We start from the raw sequence: 16408 nt of genomic DNA, 5'->3' as shown, positions 1-16408 counted from the left end.
TCAGGCCGGTTCCGCGCCGGTCGCGGCCGGGCGCTTGGGGTCGTTGGACCATTGCGACCACGAGCCCGGGTACAGGGCGGCGTCGATCCCGGCCACGGCCAGCGCCGCCACCTGGTGGGCGGCGGTGACCCCGGAGCCGCAGTACACCGCGACCGGTCCGGAGCCGAAACCCGCGAAGCGGGAGGCCAATTCGGCGAGCGGCCGGAAATGCCCGGCGGTGGTGAGGTTCTCGGCGGTGGGCGCGCTCACCGCACCCGGAATATGGCCCGCGCGGGGGTCGACGGGCTCGGTCTCGCCGCGGTAGCGCTCGCCCGCGCGGGCATCCAGCAGCAGCCCCTGCCAGCCGGCCGCGCCATCGGCGTCGATGGTCGGCATGTGGCCGGGAGACAGCATCACCGTGCCGGGTTCCGGGTCGGGTTCGTCACCGGCGACGACCTTGCCCCCGGCCTTCTCCCAGGCGGGCAGCCCGCCGTCGAGGATCCGGACATCGGCCAGGCCGGCCCAGCGCAGCAGCCACCAGGCGCGGGCGGCGGCCATGCCGCCGGTCGCGTCGTAGACCACCACGGTGTCGCCGTCGGAGACGCCCCAGCTGCGCGCGCACTTCTGCAAGTGCGGCAATTCCGGCATGGGGTGGCGGCCGTGCGCGGCCGAGGGCGGATCGGCGAGTTCGGTTTCCAGATCGACGAAGACCGCGCCCGGAATATGCCCGTCCAGATAGTGCTGCGGCCCGTCGGGATCCCCGAGCGCCCATCGCACATCCAGCAGTCGCACCCGGCTCCCGCTCGCTCCCAGCAGGTCCGCGAGCTCCGCAACCGAAATCAGCACCGAACTCAAGCCAAACTCCTCTTCGCCGATTCACCGCATCATGACGTCGATTCCGTTCCACCCTAACCAGCTCGGGCCACACCCCGCAGCCGCCCGTCGTTCCGGCCCGGGGCCCGGGCGGCCGTCAGGCCGTGGCCGGCGGCAGGAACCAGCGCACCACCAGACCCGCGACCAGCGCCCAGAAGGCCGCGCCGATCCCGAGCATCGAGATGCCCGAGGCCGCCACCAGGAAGGTGAGGGCGGCCGCGGACCGATGCGCGGCGGGGGTGAGCGCGGCGGTCAGCGCGCTCGCGAGGGTGGCGATGAGGGCAAGTCCCGCAACGGTTTCCAGCACGCCCTTCGGAGCGGCGGCGACCAGCGCGACCAGCGCGCCCGAGGCCAGCGCGAGCAGCAGATAGGTGCAGCCCGCGGTGTAGGCCGCGACCCAGCGGCGCTTCGGATCCGGGTGCGCGGACGGGGCCGCCGAGAGCGCGGCGCTGATGGCCGCCAGATTGATGGCGTGCCCGCCCGCGGACGCGCCCAGCACGGTGCCCAGACCGGTGACGGTCATGGCCGCGCGCCACGGCACCCGATAGTCGAAGGTGCGCATGACCGCCGTGCCCGGAATGTTCTGCGCCGCCATGGTCACCACGTACAGCGGCACCGCGACGCCGATCAGGGCCTGCCAACTCCAGTGCGGCACGGTCCATTCCACCCGGGGCAGCATGGCGGACAACTCCAAGCTCCGGTGCCGTACCGCGATGTCGATGCCCGACCCGATCGCCGCGACCGCGAAGGCCGCCAGCACCGACCAGCGTGGCGCGAAGCGTTGCAGCACAAGCCAGGTCACGATGACCGGCACCACCACGGCCGGGCTCACCGGCAGCGCCTTCACCGGCGCGAGGCACAGCGGCAGCAGCACTCCGGCCAGCATGGCCTGCGCGATCTCCACCGGAATGGCGGCGATGAGCGCGCCCAGCCGGTCCCAGAATCCGGTCAGCACGATGAGTCCGCCCGCCACCGCGAACGCGCCGACCGCCGCGGCCCAGCCGCCCGCCACCGCCCCGGTGCTCGCCAGCAGGGCCGCGCCGGGTGTGGACCAGGCCAGCGTGATCGGCATCCGATACCGGCGGCTCAGCACGAGCATGCCGACCGCCTGGGTCACGCACACCGCCAGCAGGCCCGACGCCGCCTGCGCCGACGTGGCTCCCATGGCGGTGAGACCCGCCAGCACCACCGCGAACGAACTGGTGAAACCGACCAGCGCGGTGACGATTCCGGCTCCGATCGGCTGCCCGGGACCCGCCGCCGGTGGGCTCTCGACCTCGGCGGCGGGAGTGACGCTGGTGCTCGTGGGGCTATCGTCGCGGTCCAGTCACCCGCAGGTCTGCGGCCAATCAGCCGAAACTGGACTGAATTACGCGCGGCCGCCGGCCGCCAGCCGTTCCAGCAGCGGCGTGATGCGGGGCCCGACCAGCGACTGCATGACCAGCGCCATATTGGTGCGCTCCACGCCCGGGATCTTCAGGATGCTGCCCGCCACGCGGTACAGATCCTCCGCGTCGGCGGCCACCACCCGGACCGTCAGATCCGTCGGCCCGGTCATGCCGCAGACCTCGGTGACCTCCGGGATCTCGGCGAGTTCGGCCGCCACCGCGTCGAGCCGATGCTGGTCCACCACCACCGCGACGAAGGCGGCCAGGGAGTAGCCGAGCGCTCGCGGGTCCACCCGGCGCTCGAAGCCGGCCAGCACCCCGCTCACCTCCCAGCGAGCCAGTCTGGCCTGCACGGTATTGCGGGAAAGGCCCAGGCGGGCGGCCAGTTCGACACCGGTCGCGCGCGGGTTCGCGACCAACTCCAGCAACAACCGGGCATCGGTGGCGTCCAGCGGCGCCGGATTGGGCTCCCTGCTGCTCATGGGGATCAGTATGACACCGACAAACGCGAATCGACCGTGCATTCTGCTCAGTTCTGCGCGTCAGACTTGCGCAGATCGCCATGCGGAGGATGCTTGTGGTACAGGACACACATTGGTTTGCCACACGGACACAATCCCGCGGTCGAAGCGATGTCACCCGGTGTCAGGAGGCGATACCCATGCCCGACAAGAACACCTATCCGGTCCAGCTCATCCAGCCCGACGGACAGCGCGTCCACGATCGGGCGCACGCCCCACTGATCGCCGATATCGACGGCCCGCGCCTGCGCGCCCTCTATACGGACATGGTCGTGGCCCGGCGCATCGACACCGAGGCCACCGCCCTGCAACGACAGGGCCAGCTCGGACTGTGGCCCCCGCTGCTCGGCCAGGAAGCCGCCCAGATCGGCTCGGCCCACGCCCTCGAATCCGACGACTACGTGTTCTGCAGCTACCGTGAGGCGGGCGTCGCCTACTGCCGCGGCGTCGCGCCCGAGGACCTCACCCGGCTCTGGCGCGGCGCCGCGCACTCCTGCTGGGACGCCGACGCGGTCAAGATGACCAATCCCGCCATCGTGGTCGGCTCGCAGGGCCTGCACGCCACCGGCTACGCCTACGCCGCGCATCTCGAGGGCGCGGAGATCGCCACCATCGCCTACTTCGGCGACGGTGCGACCAGCCAGGGCGATATCGCCGAGGCGCTCGGCTTCGCCGCCACCTGGTCGGCCCCGGTGGTGTTCTTCTGCCAGAACAACCACTGGGCGATCAGCGAACCGGTCCGGGTGCAGAGCGCCACCCCGATCGCGAATCGCGCCCTCGGCTACGGCATCCCCGGCGTCCAGGTCGACGGCAACGACGCGCTCGCCGTGCTGGCCGTGACCCGGCAGGCGCTGCAGCACGCGCGAGCGGGCGGCGGACCCAGCTTCGTCGAGGCCATCACCTACCGGATGGGCCCGCACACCACCGCCGACGACCCCACCCGCTACCGCACCGCCGCCGAACTCGAACTCTGGCAGCGCCGCGACCCCATCGACCGGATGCGGCGGCTGCTGGAACGAGAGAACCTGTGGGACAGCGCCTTCGAGGCGACGGTGGCCGAACGCGCCGACGACGTCGCCGCCCGGCTGCGCACCGCCACCCTCACCATGCCCGACCCGGACCCCGACCAGCTCTTCGACCACGTGTACGCCACCCCGCATCGGCTGATCGAGGAAGAACGCCGCGAGTACGCGGCCTACCTGGAGGGAGTCGGACGATGAAGACCACGTTCGCCGGAGCGATCAACCACGGGCTGCGCCGCAGCCTGGAGGACGATCCCAAGGTCGTGCTCATGGGTGAGGACATCGGCCGCCTCGGCGGCGTCTTCCGGGTCACCGACACGCTGCAGAAGGATTTCGGCAACAACCGCGTCATCGATACTCCACTGGCCGAGTCCGGAATCATCGGAACCGCTTTCGGAATGGCTTTGCGGGGATTGCGTCCGGTATGTGAAATCCAGTTCGACGGATTCGTGTATCCGGCGTTCGACCAGATCGTCTCGCAGGTCGCGAAAATCCACGCCCGGACCCGTGGAAAAGTGGTCGCGCCCATCACCATTCGCATTCCGTTCGGCGGCGGCATCGGGTCGGTGGAGCATCACTCGGAATCGCCGGAGGCGTATTTCGCGCACACCGCGGGGCTGCGGGTGGTGTCGCCGAGTAATCCCGCCGACGCCTATCTGATGATCCGGCAGGCCATCGCCCTCGACGATCCGGTGATCTTCTTCGAGCCGAAACGCCGCTACTGGGACAAGGCCGAGGTGGATGTCGAACGGCTCGACCACGACGGCGGAATCGCACTGGACCAGGCGCGGATCTGTGCCGCCGGGGAGGACGCCACCATTGTGGCCTACGGCGGCACCGTGGCCACCGCGCTCACCGCCGCCGATATCGCGGCGTCGGAGGGACATTCGATCGAGGTGATCGATCTGCGCAGCCTCTCGCCCATCGATTTCGACACCATCGAGGCCTCGGTGCGGAAAACCGGGCGGCTGATCGTGGTGCACGAGGCGCCCGTATTCGCCGGGCTGGGAGCCGAAATCGCGGCCCGGATCACGGAACGCTGTTTCTACCATCTGGAATCGCCCGTATTGCGCGTCGGTGGCTTCGACATCCCCTATCCCCCGGCTAAGCTCGAGCGGCACCACCTGCCCGACCCCGATCGCATTCTCGCCGCGGTCGACCGCACGCTCGCCGCTTGAACCGCTCGCCGCACGAATGGTTACCGCACGGAGGAAGCCCGGTGGATAGTCAGCAGCAGGTCATGGAATTCCGTTTGCCCGATCTCGGCGAGGGCCTGGCCGACGCGGAACTGGTGTCGTGGGCGGTCGCGCCCGGCGACAGCGTCTCGCTCAACCAGGTCATCGCGGAGGTCGAGACGGCCAAGGCCCAGGTGGCGCTGCCCAGCCCGTACGCGGGCACGGTGCTGGAACTGCTGGCTCGGCCCGGCGACACCGTGCCGGTCGGAGCGCCACTGATCCGTATCGGCGTGGCCGCACCCGCCGAGACCAACGGCGCCACGGAATCCGCGGACGCCGCGGCGGAAGCCCCGGAGGCTCCGGCCGAACGGCAATCCGTGCTGGTCGGTTACGGCCCCGACACCGAGCCGGTCTCCCGCCGCGCGGCCCGCGCGGCGACCGCGCGCGGCATGGGCTACGACGGCGCGGAGGGGCTCGGCAGTTCCGCGCCCGCCGGACGGCCCGCCGCCACGCCCGCCGCCCGGAAGCTGGCCCGCGAGATCGGGATCGACCTGAGCACCGTGATCGGCACCGGACCGCAGGGCGCGGTCACCCTCGAGGATCTGCACGGCATGCGGCCGGAATCAATAGGCACAGGCCACATTCCGATCCACACGCCACCGCCCGCCACCCTCACCGCGCTGCCCGCCAACCAGGCCGCGCCCGAGGTGACGCCCATGCATCCGGCGCTCGGCGGCGGCCGCGCCGTCCCCGCCGAACGCGAGACCCGCACGCCGATCAGCGGCATCCGCAAGCGCACCGCCGCCGCCATGGTGGCCAGCGCCCAGCACATTCCGCAGGCCAGTACCTTCGTGACCACGGATTTCACCGCGTCCATGGAGCTGCTCGAGCATCTGCGCACCACGCCCAGCTTCACCGGGCTCACCCTCACCCCGCTGGCCCTGGTGGCCCGGGCCGCGCTGGCGGCGCTCACCGAGTTCCCGGAGATCAATGCCCGCTGGGACGAGGCGAATCAGGAGATCGTCACCAAGCACTACGTGAACCTGGGCTTCGCGGTCGCCACCGAACGCGGGCTGCTGGTGCCCAATCTCAAGGACGCGCAAGGGTTCACGCTGCGCGACCTGTGCCTGGAGATCGCCGGGGTCGCGGGCAAGGCGCGCAGCGGCACCGCCACCCCCACCGACCTGACCGGCGGCACCTTCACCATCACCAATGTGGGCGTGTTCGGCGTGGACACCGGTGTGCCGCTGGTGAATCCGGGCGAGGCGGCGATCCTGTGCCTGGGCTCGATCCGCAAACGGCCGTGGGTGCATCGCGACGAACTGGCCGTGCGCTGGGTGACCAGTCTCGGCCTGAGCTTCGACCACCGGATGATCGACGGCGAGCAGGGGTCGCGATTCCTGGCGAGCGTGGCCGCCCTGCTGGAGGATCCGCTGACCCTGCTGAGCCGGGTCTAGCCCGCGGCGGGCTGCGGGACCACCAGCGGCTCGGCGGCCGCCCGGATGACCGCCGGGATCGGCACCGGCTTGCGGGTCTGCTCGTCCACGTAGACGTGCGTGAAGGTGCCGGTGGCGGCCAGCTCCAAGTGGTCGCCGCCGTCACGGAAGATGGCCAGCTCGTAGTTGATGCTGGAATTGCCGAGCCGTGCCACCCGGATGCCCACCCGCAGCATGTCCGGGAAGCTGATCGACCCCAGGAACTTGCAGGAGGTCTGGGCCACCACGCCGATCGCGTGCAGATCCCGGATATCGGTGCCGGTCGCGCTGATCAGCCAGGCGTTCACGGCCGTGTCGAAGTACGAGTAGTACGTCACGTTGTTCACGTGCCCGTAGTGGTCGTTGTCGGCCCAGCGCGTCGGCACCGGCCAGAGCACGGGGTACTCAGTCATCTTGCCCTCCGCTTCGCTCCGGGCGGGTTCGCGGCCCCGAAGTCTCGATTCTTCCCTCCTCCGCTCCTCCGCTTCGCTCCCCCGCTCCGTCAGTCCAGAATCGAGACGGCCGCGAACCTTTGAGTTGAGGCAATGCCGAAGTCGAACCTTAGCCGTTCCTTCCGCGGACGGCTTCCCATGGTCAGGCGGAGCGTTCGTCGGGTGCGGCGCGATGGTCGCGGGGGCTGATGCCGTAGTGGCGTTTGAAGGCGGTGGACAGGGCGAAGGCGCTGCCGTAGCCGACCCGGCGGGCGATGGCCTCGAGGGTGGCGTCGGATTCGTGCAGCAGGTCGGCGGCCAGGGCCAGCCGCCAGTCGGTGAGGAAGGCCATGGGCGGTTCGCCGACCAGTTCGGTGAAGCGGCGGGCCAGCGCGGCCCGGGAGACGCCGACCTCGGCGGCCAGCGAGGCGACCGTCCACGGTTGGGCGGGATTGTGCTGCATGAGCCGCAGCGCCTTGCCGACCAGCGGGTCGCCGTAGGCGTGATACCAGGCGGGGGCGTCGGCGCGGGAGAACCAGGCGCGCAGGGCGGCGATGAGCAGCAGATCCAATAGTCGGTCCAGCATGGCCCCCTGGGCGGGCAGGTCCTTGGCGGACTCGTCGACCAGCAGGTCCAGCACCCGGGAGTCGATCTCGCCGCGGCCCAGCACCGCGATCGGCGGCAGCGCGCGCAGCAGCCGGCGACTGGCCGCCGACTCGTGCTCGTAGGTTCCGGTGACCAGCACGGTCGCGGCGTCGGCGCTGGTGCCCCAGCTGCGCACGCCCAGACTCAGTGCCTCACACAGGACTTCACCGTCCATGGTGGTGGTGATGTTGCCGGGTTCGATGAGCACCTGCGGCGCGGTGCCCGGATCATCGGCGACGACGTAGTGGTCGGGGCCGCGGAAGATGGCGATATCGCCGGTGCGCAGCTGCCGCGGCGGGCCCGCCTTGCCGCTCCTGGGTTCCGGCAGCACCCAGCCGCCACCCCGCACCACCGCCACCACGGTCAGCGGGGCCTCGTCCCGAATTCGCAGGGCCCACGGCGGATCGAACGACGAGCGCATCACGAATGCCGCTCGTGCCCGTGGTCCTTCGAGCAGACTGGCCAACGCATCCATGACAAAGACGATGGCAAATGCCCGGGCGCTTCTCAACCATGTTCGCGCTCGCCGAATCCCGGTGTACTCGTTACATGATCAACGAAACCACCGCGAACAGCGCGAACACCGTCCTCGTCCTCGGCGCGACCGGCAAGACCGGACGCCGGGTGGCCGCCCTGCTGACCGAGCACGGCGTGCCCGTGCGGGCCGGTTCGCGCACGGCCGCAATCCCGTTCGACTGGACCGACCGCGCGACCTGGACGGCGGCTCTGGACGGCGTGGACGCCGTATACCTGTCCTACCAGCCGGATCTGGCGGTGCCGGGCGCGCCCGCCGACATCAAGGCGTTCTGCGACCGCGCCGCGGCCGCCGGGGTGCGCAGCGTGGTGCTGCTGTCCGGCCGCGGCGAGCCCGAGGCGCTGGAATGCGAAGGCATCGTGCGGGATTCGGGCATGTCATGGACCGTGGTGCGGTGCGCCTGGTTCGCGCAGAACTTCGACGAGGGCTCGTTCGCCGACTTCATCCTGGCCGGCGAGGTGGCCCTGCCCGCCGGTGACGTGCCGGAACCGTTCGTGCACGCCGACGACATCGCCGAGGTGGCGGTGGCGGCGCTGCTCGACGACCGGCACGCCGGGCAGGTGTACGAGCTGACCGGACCGCGCGCGCTCAGCTTCGCCGCGGCGGTGGCCGAGATCGGCGCGGCGTCGGGCCGGGAGATCGCCTACATCCCGCTCACCCGAACCGAATTCGTGGCCGCCCTGACCTCCTACGGGGTCCCCGCCGACGAGGTCAGCCTGCTCGACTACCTGTTCGGCACGGTGCTCGACGGACGCAACTCGCCCGTCACCGATGGGGTGCGGCGGGCGCTGGGCCGGGAGCCGCGCGACTTCGCCGACTACGTGCGCGCGGCCGCCGCGACCGGGGCCTGGTCGGTGACGGCGGACGCGTGAGTGCCGGTCCCTAGGATCCGGCGGATCCGAGCGCTCGGGAGGATCCGGTGAGCATGGCGGATCCGGAGGCCGGGTTGAGCTGCGCGATTGTGTTCTGCCAGTACTCGGCCTGCGTGTGGCACTTGGCATCGCCGCCGCTGATGGAGTTGAAGAACGAGCTCGGGAAGCACTCGGTCGGTTCGGGGCTGGGCGGCGGCGTGACCGGGGCCGCGGTCGCGGTCGCGGCCACCGTGGCCAGCGGGGCGAGTCCCGCGACCAGCAAAGCGAAAAGGCCATGTCTGAGCTTCATGCAGGCACTGTGCAGTCCTCGGTGTGATCGCGGTAGCCCCGGAATCAAGGGGGTACCGCGGCGCGCGCCGGGCCGCGAAACTTGTCGGACCCCGGGCCTAGAATCCAAAGCAAACAGGTTGTACCGCAAACGATTCGGATCGCAGTCCCGACCGTCGACGCTGCCGGGACGGATCGCGAAAACCGGGGAGACGCCGGGTGCACCCGGTAGCGTCGTACCGATGGCCGCTGCGACGCCCACTCCCCGCCTCCGCAAAGCGCGCCTGGCGCTGTTCGCGGTGTTCGGGCTCAACGGGATGCTCTCGGCCGTATGGATCGTGCACATCCCCGCCGTCACCGCGCGCGCCGGCGTCTCACCGACCGTGCTGGGCATGCTGATCCTGCTCATGGCGGCCTGCGCCATCCTGGGCATGCAGACCGCCGGGCCGCTGGCGGACCGGGTGGGCAGCCGCACGCTCACCGCGGCGGCCGTCACGCTGCTGGCCCTGACCCTGCTCGGCCCGGCCCACGCCGCCTCCCCGGTCGCCCTCGGACTGTTCCTGTGCGCCTTCGGTTTCGCCAACGGCGCGCTGGACGTGTCCATGAACGCGCAGGCGGTCCATATCGAGCGGGCCTACGCCCGGCCCATCATGTCCGCGTTCCACGCCTTCTTCTCCTGCGGTGGATTCCTCGGCTCGGCCTTCGGGGCGGCCGCTCAGCACGCGCACTGGTCCCTGCCCGCCACGTTCACCCTCACCACGGCGGTCGGGCTCGCCGTCACGGCCGGGGCGATCCCCGCGCTGCTCCCGCACACCGCTCCGGCGGCGGGCGACGTGCCGGGCACCTACGTGGATCCGGCGGCGGCCCAGCATCTTCCGGCCACCGATGCGACGCCCTCGGACGGCAAGCCCTCCCGGCGGATGGGAGGGAAGGTCGTGGCCCTCGGCCTGATCGCTTTCGCGCTGCTGATGGCCGAGGGCGTCGCCGCGGACTGGAGCGCGCTGCAGGTCCGCGATCGGCTCGGTGTCGACGCGGGCGCCGCCGCGCTGGCCTTCACCGCGTTCTCCCTGACCATGACCATCGGCCGGTTCGGCGCGGACCGGGTGAGCGGCCGCCTCGGCCGGGTGGGCGTGCTGCGCTGGGGTACAGCCGTGGCGGCCATCGGTTTCGGGGTCGTCGTGCTGTCCGGGTGGCTGCCGCTGACCGTGGCGGGGTGGGCCCTGTGCGGGATCGGCCTGTCCGGCGGCGTCCCACAGGTGTTCACGGCCGCGGGCAATCTGGGCTCGGCGACGGCGGCGACCGATATGTCGCGGGTCTTCGGGCTCGGCTATGTGGGCCTGCTGGCCGGTCCGGCCGTCATCGGCTGGCTCGACAAGCTGATGCCGCTGACCGCGGCCATGACGGTGCCGCTGGTCGCGATGGCATTGTGCGCGTGGGGCGCCCGCGCGGTCGCCGCGCCGGTTCCGGCGCCGGCGCCGGCGAGCGACTGAGGCTCAGGCCGACGGGCGGTCGCGGGCGGTGGCGCCCAGGTCGCCGATCACCTCGGCGTGATCGAGGAAGGCGTCCACCATGCGGTGATTGAGGACGGCGACGGCCTCGATGTCCTCGGGCGTCCAGTCGGCGAGCGCCTCTGCCATCCAGCCGCGCATCACCTCCCGCACCGCCTCCACCGCCCGGCGGCCCGACGCGGTCGGCCCGACCCGCTGGGCGCGACCGTCGTCCGGGTCCTGGACGCGTTCCACGTACCCGGCCTTCTCCAGCCGCTGGATCTGGCGGCTCACGTGCGGAGCCTCCACGTCCAGGCGCGCGGCGAGCTCGCCCAGCCGCATGGGTTCGGGGGCGTCGGCGAGCAGGCGCAGCAGCGGGACGCTGGCCCGGTCCATGGTCAGGCCGCACTGCACCATGGCCTTGTCGTGGCGGCGGACCCGGGTCAGCAGATAGGCGACACGGGCCAGCGCGCGTTCCAGTTCGACGATGTGAGCTGCGTCAACTTCGATGGCGGGAATGGCTTCCGGTCGCGGCATGTGGTTATCTTACGAAACCCATTTACTTAATTTTGGTAAGTAAACCAAAGGACCATTCCCATGACTACGACCGCTGTCGGTCAGGTCGACGTGTCGAAACCCGTCGAACCTTCGAAGGCCCACCTCGGCCTCACCCTGCTCGCATTGTCTGCGGCCGGTCTGGTCGTGTCCTTGCAGCAGACCGTCGTGATTCCGCTGCTGCCGCGCTTCATCGTGCAGTTGCACACCGACGTCGCCGGGGTCACCTGGCTGTTCACCGCCGCGCTGCTCTCCGGCGCGGTCGCCACGCCGCTGCTCTCCCGCTTCGGCGACATGTACGGCAAGAAGCCGATGGTCATGGTCACCATGGGCGTGCTCATCGTCGGCTCGGTGGTGTGCGCCTTCGCCACCACGCTGCCCGTCTACATCATCGGCCGGGCGCTACAGGGCATCTCCTCGGCCATGATCCCGCTCGCCATCGGCATCATCCGCGACACCTTCCCGCGCGAAAGACTGGTCCGCGCAATCGGAGTCGTGTCCGGCACCATGGGCGTCGGCGGCACCATCGGCCTGCTGGCCACCGGTGTCATCGCCGACCACACCACCAACCCGCACCCGGTCTTCTGGCTGACCGCGGCTCTCGGCGTGGTCGCCACCGTGCTGATCCAGGTGAGCGCCAGGAACAATGGCGTGCGCCACGGCGGCAAGCCCGACTTCATCGGCGCGGCCCTGCTGGCCGCGCTGCTGATCTGCCTGCTGCTCGGCATCAGCGAGGGCCCGCGCTGGGGCTGGGGCTCCGGCTCGGTCATCGGCATGTTCGGGGCCGCCGTGGTGCTCACCGCCGTCTGGGTGTTCGTGGAGCTCAAGGTCGAACAGCCGCTGGTGCGCCTGCAGCTGCTCGTCGGCCCGCAGTCGCTGTCGGCGAACGTGGCCTCCGCGCTGCTCGGCTTCTCCATGTTCGGCGCGTTCTCGCTGGTCTCCAACTTCATTCAGACGCCCGCGGACCAGGTCGGCTACGGCCTGTCCGGGACCGTGCTGTCGGTCGGCCTCTACGGCATCCCGAGCGCGGCGCTGATGACCTTCTTCTCCTTCAACACCGGCCGCATCTCCGCCAAGATCGGACCCGCCTACACCCTCGCCATCGGCGCGACCTTCGCCGGACTGTCGATGGGCTGGCTGGCCTTCTCGCACGGCCACGGCTACGACATGGTCATCGCGAACGCGCTGCAGGGCATCGGTTTCGGCATCGGCTACGCGGCGCTGGGCACCCTCGCCGTGCAGCACGTGCCCATGAGCGAGAGCGGCATCGCGTCGGGCATCAACTCACTGGTGCGGACCGCGGGCGGCTCGATCGCGGGCGCGATCACCGGCTCGATCCTGACCGCCCACGTGCTGAAGCTGGGCGCGCACGCCGTGCCGACCGAGGGCGCGTATGTCGCGAGCTTCGCGACGCTGGCCATCGGCGCCTTCGGCGCGGCGGCCGTAGCCCTCGGACACGGCCTGCGCCACAAGGGAAACTGACCGGATCAGGTCAGCAGCGTCGTGCTCTCGCCGTCGACGACGACCACGTGGTCGTCGGTGAGCGCCCAGTGCGGGATGCCGTCGGAGACGTAGTCGCGCACCAGTTTCCGGGACAGGCCCTGCGGGTCGGTCGGGGAATCCAGGTGCGGGACGATGCGGCGGTCGACCAGGCCGAGACCGTCCCAGCGCGGCTCGACACCGCAGGCGGTGCGGACCTCGCCCGGATCGTCGATGGCCTCGATGCCGTGGAAGTCGGGAGTCATCACGCAGGCTCCCGCGCTGTAACCCGCGTACACCAGGGCATCCTCGGCGAGCAGTTTCCGCAGGGCGAGATCGGCTCCGCTGCGGGCGAACTGGGCGCGCAGCACGAAGGTGTTGCCGCCGCGCACCCACACCGCCGGGAACTCGCGCAGCCGTCGCTCCACCTCGTCCGGGCGGTCGAGGTAGTCGCGCAGGTCCAGGACCTCGGGCTGGAAACCCAAGCGGCGCAGCGGAACCAGATCGCTGGTGACCGCGCTCTGCCAGGCCGAGGGCCAGGCGTCACAGGCATTGGCGATGACGGCCACCGGGCCGGGCGCACCGGTCAGTTCGAGCAACCGCCGCTGGTGCGCGCCGAAACGGTAGCTGGACAGGAACAGGCGCACGGGTCAGATGGTGAAGGCGAGGCTGCGGACCAGGCGGTTGCCGAGGTCCGTGTCACCGGCGAGAGTGATCTCCCCCGGGTGCGCGTCGGCGGTGGTGCGGCCGCCGCGCAGGCGGGCGAACAGACGCGAGTCCAGGGTGACGACCGTGGTGGCCGGACCGTCGAGCGCCTCGACCAGGTTCGCCCGGCCGCCGTCGACCGCCACGTGCAGGGTCTGCGGCACCGGACCGGTGAGCTCGAAGGTGATGCGCGAACCGTCCGCCGCGCCCGCGCCCTTGACCGCGGCCCGGCCGAGGGCGGTCAGCAGTTCGGCGTAGGCCTGCGCGCCCCGCGCCCCGCCCTCCTCGACGGAGACGCCGAGGGCGTCGGCGATGTCGTGCTCGTGCATCCAGCAGTCGAACAGGCGGATCCGCATGAACCGGCCGTAGGGGGCCATGCCCACCGGGGTCGGCACGAGTTCGGCCCACGCCTCGGGGGTGGTCTGCTCGAGCGCCTTCAGGCGGCGGCCGGTGACGTCGAGGAAACGCTCCAGCAGTTGCGGCCCGGCGAGCGGGCGCAGGGATTCGATCCACTTCTCGTTGAGCGCGCCGATGTCGTTGCGGATGTGCTCGCCGGACACCTCGGTGTCGGGGGTCGGCTCGCCCAGCAGCAGCGATTCGGTGCCGACCACATGGGCGATCACGTCGAAGACCGTCCAGCCCGGCAGCGGCGAGGACACACGCCACCGGCTTTCGTCCAGCCCGTCCACCAGCCGGGTGAGGGCGTCCCACTGGTCGGATAAAAGGGCGGTGATCTCGGCGCGGTCCGGCACCGTGTCGGTCATGCGGTGGTCTCCCTTTCCTCGTCCGCGAGCCGGTCCAATCCGGCTCGCAGTGCCGCGGCGGTGCGCTCGGTGTCGTGCGGGCGGCGCAGCACGAAGCCCTTCGCGAAGCGAAGGGTGTCGCCGTGATGGCGGGGAATCACGTGCAGGTGCACGTGATGAACGGTCTGGAAGGCGGCCTTGCCGTCATTGATGAGCAGATTCGCACCGTCGGCCGTGAGGCCGGCCCGGCGCATGGACTTGGCCAGGCGGTGGCCGAAGCCGAACAGGCGGGCGCCCATCTCCGGGTCGAGCTCGTCGAGATCGGTCGCGTGCCGCTTGGGGATCACCAGGGTGTGCCCCCGGGTGATCGGCCGGACGTCGAGGAAGGCGACCAGGTGGTCGTCCTCGAAGATCTTGGTCGCGGGTGCGTCGCCCGCGACGATCCGGCAGAAGATGCAGCCACTCACCATGCAGACATTACGGCGTACAGGTGATGCGCGACACCCCCTACTCGACCCCGATACGGGCACAACCGAACCCAGAGTTACCGACCAGTAGCATCAGGGATTCGATCGTGTTCGACGCCGGGAGAACCCCGGCCGAGCACGGAGTTGTCCGGTTTTCTCGCAACACCATGTGATGGGCATCTCCGCTACGCTCACCGCGAACCAGGTACAGTTGCGAGAATTCTCACGAACTTACTGCACAGTAAGTTCGGACCACCGTTCAACCGGTGACACGGCTTGGAACCGACAGGTGGCCTGGACTCACCACGAGAAGGAAGTTTGACAAGTGGACACAACGCAGAGCGCACAGACCGCTGCGCCCCGCGGTGCGCGCGTCGGAGTGGTTCGCGAGACGAACCCGGACGAACGACGCGTCGCATTGGTGCCGAAGATCATTCCGGCCCTGCTGAAGCAGGGTGTCGAGGTGATCGTCGAGGCCGGTGCCGGTCTGGGCGCGTTGATTCCGGACGAGGCGTACACCGAAGCCGGTGCGACGCTGGGCGATCCGTACAGCGCCGACGTCGTCGTGAAGGTCGCGCCGCCCAATGACGGCGAGATCGGCAAGCTCGCGCCGGGCCAGACCCTCATCGGGTTCCTCGCGCCCCGCAACGCCGACACCAAGATCGGTGCGCTGAAGACCGCGGGCGTGCAGGCCTTTGCCGTGGAAGCGATTCCGCGCATCTCCCGCGCCCAGGTCATGGACGCGCTGTCCTCCCAGGCGAATGTCGCCGGCTACAAGGCCGTGCTGCTCGCCGCGTCGGAATCCACCCGATTCTTCCCCATGCTGACCACCGCCGCCGGCACCGTGAAGCCGGCCACCGTGCTGGTCCTCGGTGTCGGCGTCGCCGGTCTGCAGGCCCTGGCGACCGCCAAGCGCCTCGGTGGCCGCACCACCGGTTACGACGTTCGCCCCGAGGTCGCCGACCAGGTGCGCTCGGTCGGCGCGCAGTGGCTCGACCTCGGCATCGACGCCGCCGGTGAGGGCGGGTACGCCCGCGAGCTCACCGACGACGAGAAGGCTCAGCAGCAGCAGGCCCTCGAGAACGCCATCAAGGGCTTCGACGTGGTCATCACCACCGCGCTGGTGCCCGGCCGCCCGGCCCCGCGCCTGGTCACCGCCGCCGCTGTCGAGGGCATGAAGCCCGGCAGCGTGATCGTGGACCTGGCCGGCGAGACCGGCGGTAACTGCGAGTTGACCGAACCCGGCAAAACCGTTGTGCGCCACGGCGTCACCATCGCCTCGCCGCTGAACCTGCCGGCCACCATGCCGGAGCACGCCAGCGAGCTGTACTCCAAGAACATCGCCGCCCTGCTCGAACTCATGCTGAAGGACGGTGCCCTGGCACCCGATTTCGAGGATCAGGTGCTGGCGGATTCCTGTGTCACGCGCGAGCGGAGCGAGCAGAGCGCTCAGAAGGTGGAAGCCTGATGTACACCGAATTGTTGGCGAACATCGCGATCCTGGTGCTGTCCGGGTTCGTCGGTTTCGCCGTGATCTCCAAGGTGCCCAACACCCTGCACACCCCGCTGATGTCGGGTACCAACGCCATTCACGGCATCGTGGTGCTCGGCGCGCTGGTGGTCTTCGGCAAGATCGAGCACCCCTCGGTCCTGATGCAGATCATCCTGTTCGTCGCCGTCGTGTTCGGAACCCTGAACGTCATCGGCGGTTTCGTCGTGACCGACCGCATGCTGGGCATGTTCAAGGCGAAGAAGCCTGCTGCGCAAGAGAAGGCGGGCGAGTAACCCC

General features: G+C 70.3%; 18 protein-coding genes. 8 read left to right on the top strand and 10 right to left on the bottom strand.

Annotation, left to right across the window (positions count from 1 at the left end):
* From ACQP06_RS05875 to ACQP06_RS05865, 3 genes are all read right to left on the bottom strand, one after another.
* Window positions 1-834, bottom strand: a complete 834-nt coding sequence (locus tag ACQP06_RS05875; protein ID WP_433671018.1) for a sulfurtransferase — start codon at window positions 832-834, stop codon at window positions 1-3.
* Between the two features lie 115 nt (window positions 835-949).
* On the bottom strand, window positions 950-2179 hold the full coding sequence (locus ACQP06_RS05870; RefSeq protein ID WP_433673247.1) for a benzoate/H(+) symporter BenE family transporter: 1230 nt from the start codon (window positions 2177-2179) through the stop codon (window positions 950-952).
* Between the two features lie 42 nt (window positions 2180-2221).
* Window positions 2222-2722, bottom strand: coding sequence for an Lrp/AsnC family transcriptional regulator (locus ACQP06_RS05865; protein ID WP_433671017.1), 501 nt, complete (start codon window positions 2720-2722; stop codon window positions 2222-2224).
* 179 nt (window positions 2723-2901) lie between these two features.
* On the opposite strand from ACQP06_RS05865, the gene pdhA reads away from it, so the two are divergent.
* The 3 genes from pdhA to ACQP06_RS05850 all read left to right on the top strand — a co-directional run bounded on the left by pdhA (window position 2902) and on the right by ACQP06_RS05850 (window position 6415).
* Complete coding sequence (gene pdhA, locus ACQP06_RS05860; protein ID WP_433671015.1) at window positions 2902-3981, top strand: pyruvate dehydrogenase (acetyl-transferring) E1 component subunit alpha; 1080 nt, start codon at window positions 2902-2904, stop codon at window positions 3979-3981.
* Window positions 3978-4961: an alpha-ketoacid dehydrogenase subunit beta gene (locus ACQP06_RS05855; protein ID WP_357097707.1), complete on the top strand. Its 984-nt coding sequence runs from the start codon at window positions 3978-3980 to the stop codon at window positions 4959-4961. Before pdhA ends, ACQP06_RS05855 begins: the two co-directional genes overlap by 4 nt.
* 62 nt (window positions 4962-5023) lie before the next feature.
* Entirely contained in the window at window positions 5024-6415 is a 1392-nt protein-coding gene (locus tag ACQP06_RS05850; RefSeq protein ID WP_433673246.1) for a dihydrolipoamide acetyltransferase family protein, read from the top strand.
* Here the strand turns inward: ACQP06_RS05850 and ACQP06_RS05845 are convergent.
* Together ACQP06_RS05845 and ACQP06_RS05840 are read right to left on the bottom strand one after the other, a co-directional pair.
* Window positions 6412-6846: an acyl-CoA thioesterase gene (locus ACQP06_RS05845; RefSeq protein ID WP_433671013.1), complete on the bottom strand. Its 435-nt coding sequence runs from the start codon at window positions 6844-6846 to the stop codon at window positions 6412-6414. The two genes, ACQP06_RS05850 and ACQP06_RS05845, sit on opposite strands and share 4 nt — an antisense overlap.
* Window positions 6847-7027: 181 nt before the next feature.
* Entirely contained in the window at window positions 7028-7984 is a 957-nt protein-coding gene (locus ACQP06_RS05840; protein ID WP_433671011.1) for a cupin domain-containing protein, read from the bottom strand.
* 74 nt (window positions 7985-8058) lie between these two features.
* Here ACQP06_RS05840 and ACQP06_RS05835 point away from each other — a divergent pair, with 74 nt between their 5' ends.
* Window positions 8059-8916 carry an NAD(P)H-binding protein gene (locus ACQP06_RS05835; protein WP_433671009.1) on the top strand — a complete coding sequence of 286 codons (858 nt, stop codon included), beginning with the start codon at window positions 8059-8061 and terminating at the stop codon, window positions 8914-8916.
* Between the two features lie 10 nt (window positions 8917-8926).
* Here the strand turns inward: ACQP06_RS05835 and ACQP06_RS05830 are convergent, their stop codons facing one another.
* On the bottom strand, window positions 8927-9205 hold the full coding sequence (locus ACQP06_RS05830; RefSeq protein WP_433671007.1) for a hypothetical protein: 279 nt from the start codon (window positions 9203-9205) through the stop codon (window positions 8927-8929).
* Window positions 9206-9425: 220 nt separating this feature from the next.
* Here ACQP06_RS05830 and ACQP06_RS05825 point away from each other — a divergent pair, with 220 nt between their 5' ends.
* Window positions 9426-10673, top strand: coding sequence for an MFS transporter (locus ACQP06_RS05825; RefSeq protein ID WP_433671005.1), 1248 nt, complete (start codon window positions 9426-9428; stop codon window positions 10671-10673).
* Window positions 10674-10676: 3 nt separating this feature from the next.
* Here ACQP06_RS05825 and ACQP06_RS05820 read toward each other — a convergent pair whose 3' ends face one another.
* Entirely contained in the window at window positions 10677-11207 is a 531-nt protein-coding gene (locus ACQP06_RS05820; RefSeq protein ID WP_433671004.1) for a MarR family winged helix-turn-helix transcriptional regulator, read from the bottom strand.
* A gap of 60 nt (window positions 11208-11267) precedes the next feature.
* Between ACQP06_RS05820 and ACQP06_RS05815 the strand changes: the two genes are divergently transcribed.
* Window positions 11268-12707, top strand: coding sequence for an MFS transporter (locus ACQP06_RS05815; RefSeq protein WP_433671003.1), 1440 nt, complete (start codon window positions 11268-11270; stop codon window positions 12705-12707).
* 5 nt (window positions 12708-12712) lie between these two features.
* Here the strand turns inward: ACQP06_RS05815 and ACQP06_RS05810 are convergent, their stop codons facing one another.
* From ACQP06_RS05810 to ACQP06_RS05800, 3 genes are read right to left on the bottom strand one after another with little or no spacing between them, the layout of a single operon-like run.
* The gene (locus ACQP06_RS05810; RefSeq protein WP_433671002.1) at window positions 12713-13351 is read right to left on the bottom strand and encodes a Type 1 glutamine amidotransferase-like domain-containing protein; all 639 of its coding nucleotides are present in this window, start codon (window positions 13349-13351) and stop codon (window positions 12713-12715) included.
* Between the two features lie 3 nt (window positions 13352-13354).
* Window positions 13355-14173, bottom strand: coding sequence for a maleylpyruvate isomerase family mycothiol-dependent enzyme (locus ACQP06_RS05805; RefSeq protein ID WP_433671000.1), 819 nt, complete (start codon window positions 14171-14173; stop codon window positions 13355-13357).
* Window positions 14170-14619: an HIT family protein gene (locus ACQP06_RS05800; protein ID WP_357282123.1), complete on the bottom strand. Its 450-nt coding sequence runs from the start codon at window positions 14617-14619 to the stop codon at window positions 14170-14172. The genes ACQP06_RS05805 and ACQP06_RS05800 overlap by 4 nt, the downstream gene beginning before the upstream one ends.
* 325 nt (window positions 14620-14944) lie before the next feature.
* Here ACQP06_RS05800 and ACQP06_RS05795 point away from each other — a divergent pair, with 325 nt between their 5' ends.
* Window positions 14945-16087 (top strand): Re/Si-specific NAD(P)(+) transhydrogenase subunit alpha, encoded by a 1143-nt coding sequence (locus tag ACQP06_RS05795; RefSeq protein WP_433670998.1) that lies wholly within the window; start codon window positions 14945-14947, stop codon window positions 16085-16087.
* Window positions 16087-16404: an NAD(P) transhydrogenase subunit alpha gene (locus ACQP06_RS05790; protein ID WP_357097688.1), complete on the top strand. Its 318-nt coding sequence runs from the start codon at window positions 16087-16089 to the stop codon at window positions 16402-16404. The genes ACQP06_RS05795 and ACQP06_RS05790 overlap by 1 nt, the downstream gene beginning before the upstream one ends.
* The last annotated feature ends 4 nt before the right edge of the window (window positions 16405-16408 follow it).

It is taken from the genome of Nocardia sp. CA-136227 (genome assembly GCF_050955695.1).
Taxonomy (GTDB): domain Bacteria; phylum Actinomycetota; class Actinomycetes; order Mycobacteriales; family Mycobacteriaceae; genus Nocardia.
This window is presented reverse-complemented; position numbering and strand designations above follow the sequence as displayed.

Coding starts and splice junctions, on each gene's coding strand:
- ACQP06_RS05865 (WP_433671017.1), bottom strand. CDS start 2,722: ATGAGCAGCAGGGAGCCCAATCCGGCGCCGCTGGACGCCACCGATGCC.
- pdhA (WP_433671015.1), top strand. CDS start 2,902: ATGCCCGACAAGAACACCTATCCGGTCCAGCTCATCCAGCCCGACGGA.
- ACQP06_RS05855 (WP_357097707.1), top strand. CDS start 3,978: ATGAAGACCACGTTCGCCGGAGCGATCAACCACGGGCTGCGCCGCAGC.
- ACQP06_RS05850 (WP_433673246.1), top strand. CDS start 5,024: ATGGAATTCCGTTTGCCCGATCTCGGCGAGGGCCTGGCCGACGCGGAA.
- ACQP06_RS05845 (WP_433671013.1), bottom strand. CDS start 6,846: ATGACTGAGTACCCCGTGCTCTGGCCGGTGCCGACGCGCTGGGCCGAC.
- ACQP06_RS05840 (WP_433671011.1), bottom strand. CDS start 7,984: ATGGATGCGTTGGCCAGTCTGCTCGAAGGACCACGGGCACGAGCGGCA.
- ACQP06_RS05835 (WP_433671009.1), top strand. CDS start 8,059: ATGATCAACGAAACCACCGCGAACAGCGCGAACACCGTCCTCGTCCTC.
- ACQP06_RS05830 (WP_433671007.1), bottom strand. CDS start 9,205: ATGAAGCTCAGACATGGCCTTTTCGCTTTGCTGGTCGCGGGACTCGCC.
- ACQP06_RS05825 (WP_433671005.1), top strand. CDS start 9,426: ATGGCCGCTGCGACGCCCACTCCCCGCCTCCGCAAAGCGCGCCTGGCG.
- ACQP06_RS05820 (WP_433671004.1), bottom strand. CDS start 11,207: ATGCCGCGACCGGAAGCCATTCCCGCCATCGAAGTTGACGCAGCTCAC.
- ACQP06_RS05815 (WP_433671003.1), top strand. CDS start 11,268: ATGACTACGACCGCTGTCGGTCAGGTCGACGTGTCGAAACCCGTCGAA.
- ACQP06_RS05805 (WP_433671000.1), bottom strand. CDS start 14,173: ATGACCGACACGGTGCCGGACCGCGCCGAGATCACCGCCCTTTTATCC.
- ACQP06_RS05790 (WP_357097688.1), top strand. CDS start 16,087: ATGTACACCGAATTGTTGGCGAACATCGCGATCCTGGTGCTGTCCGGG.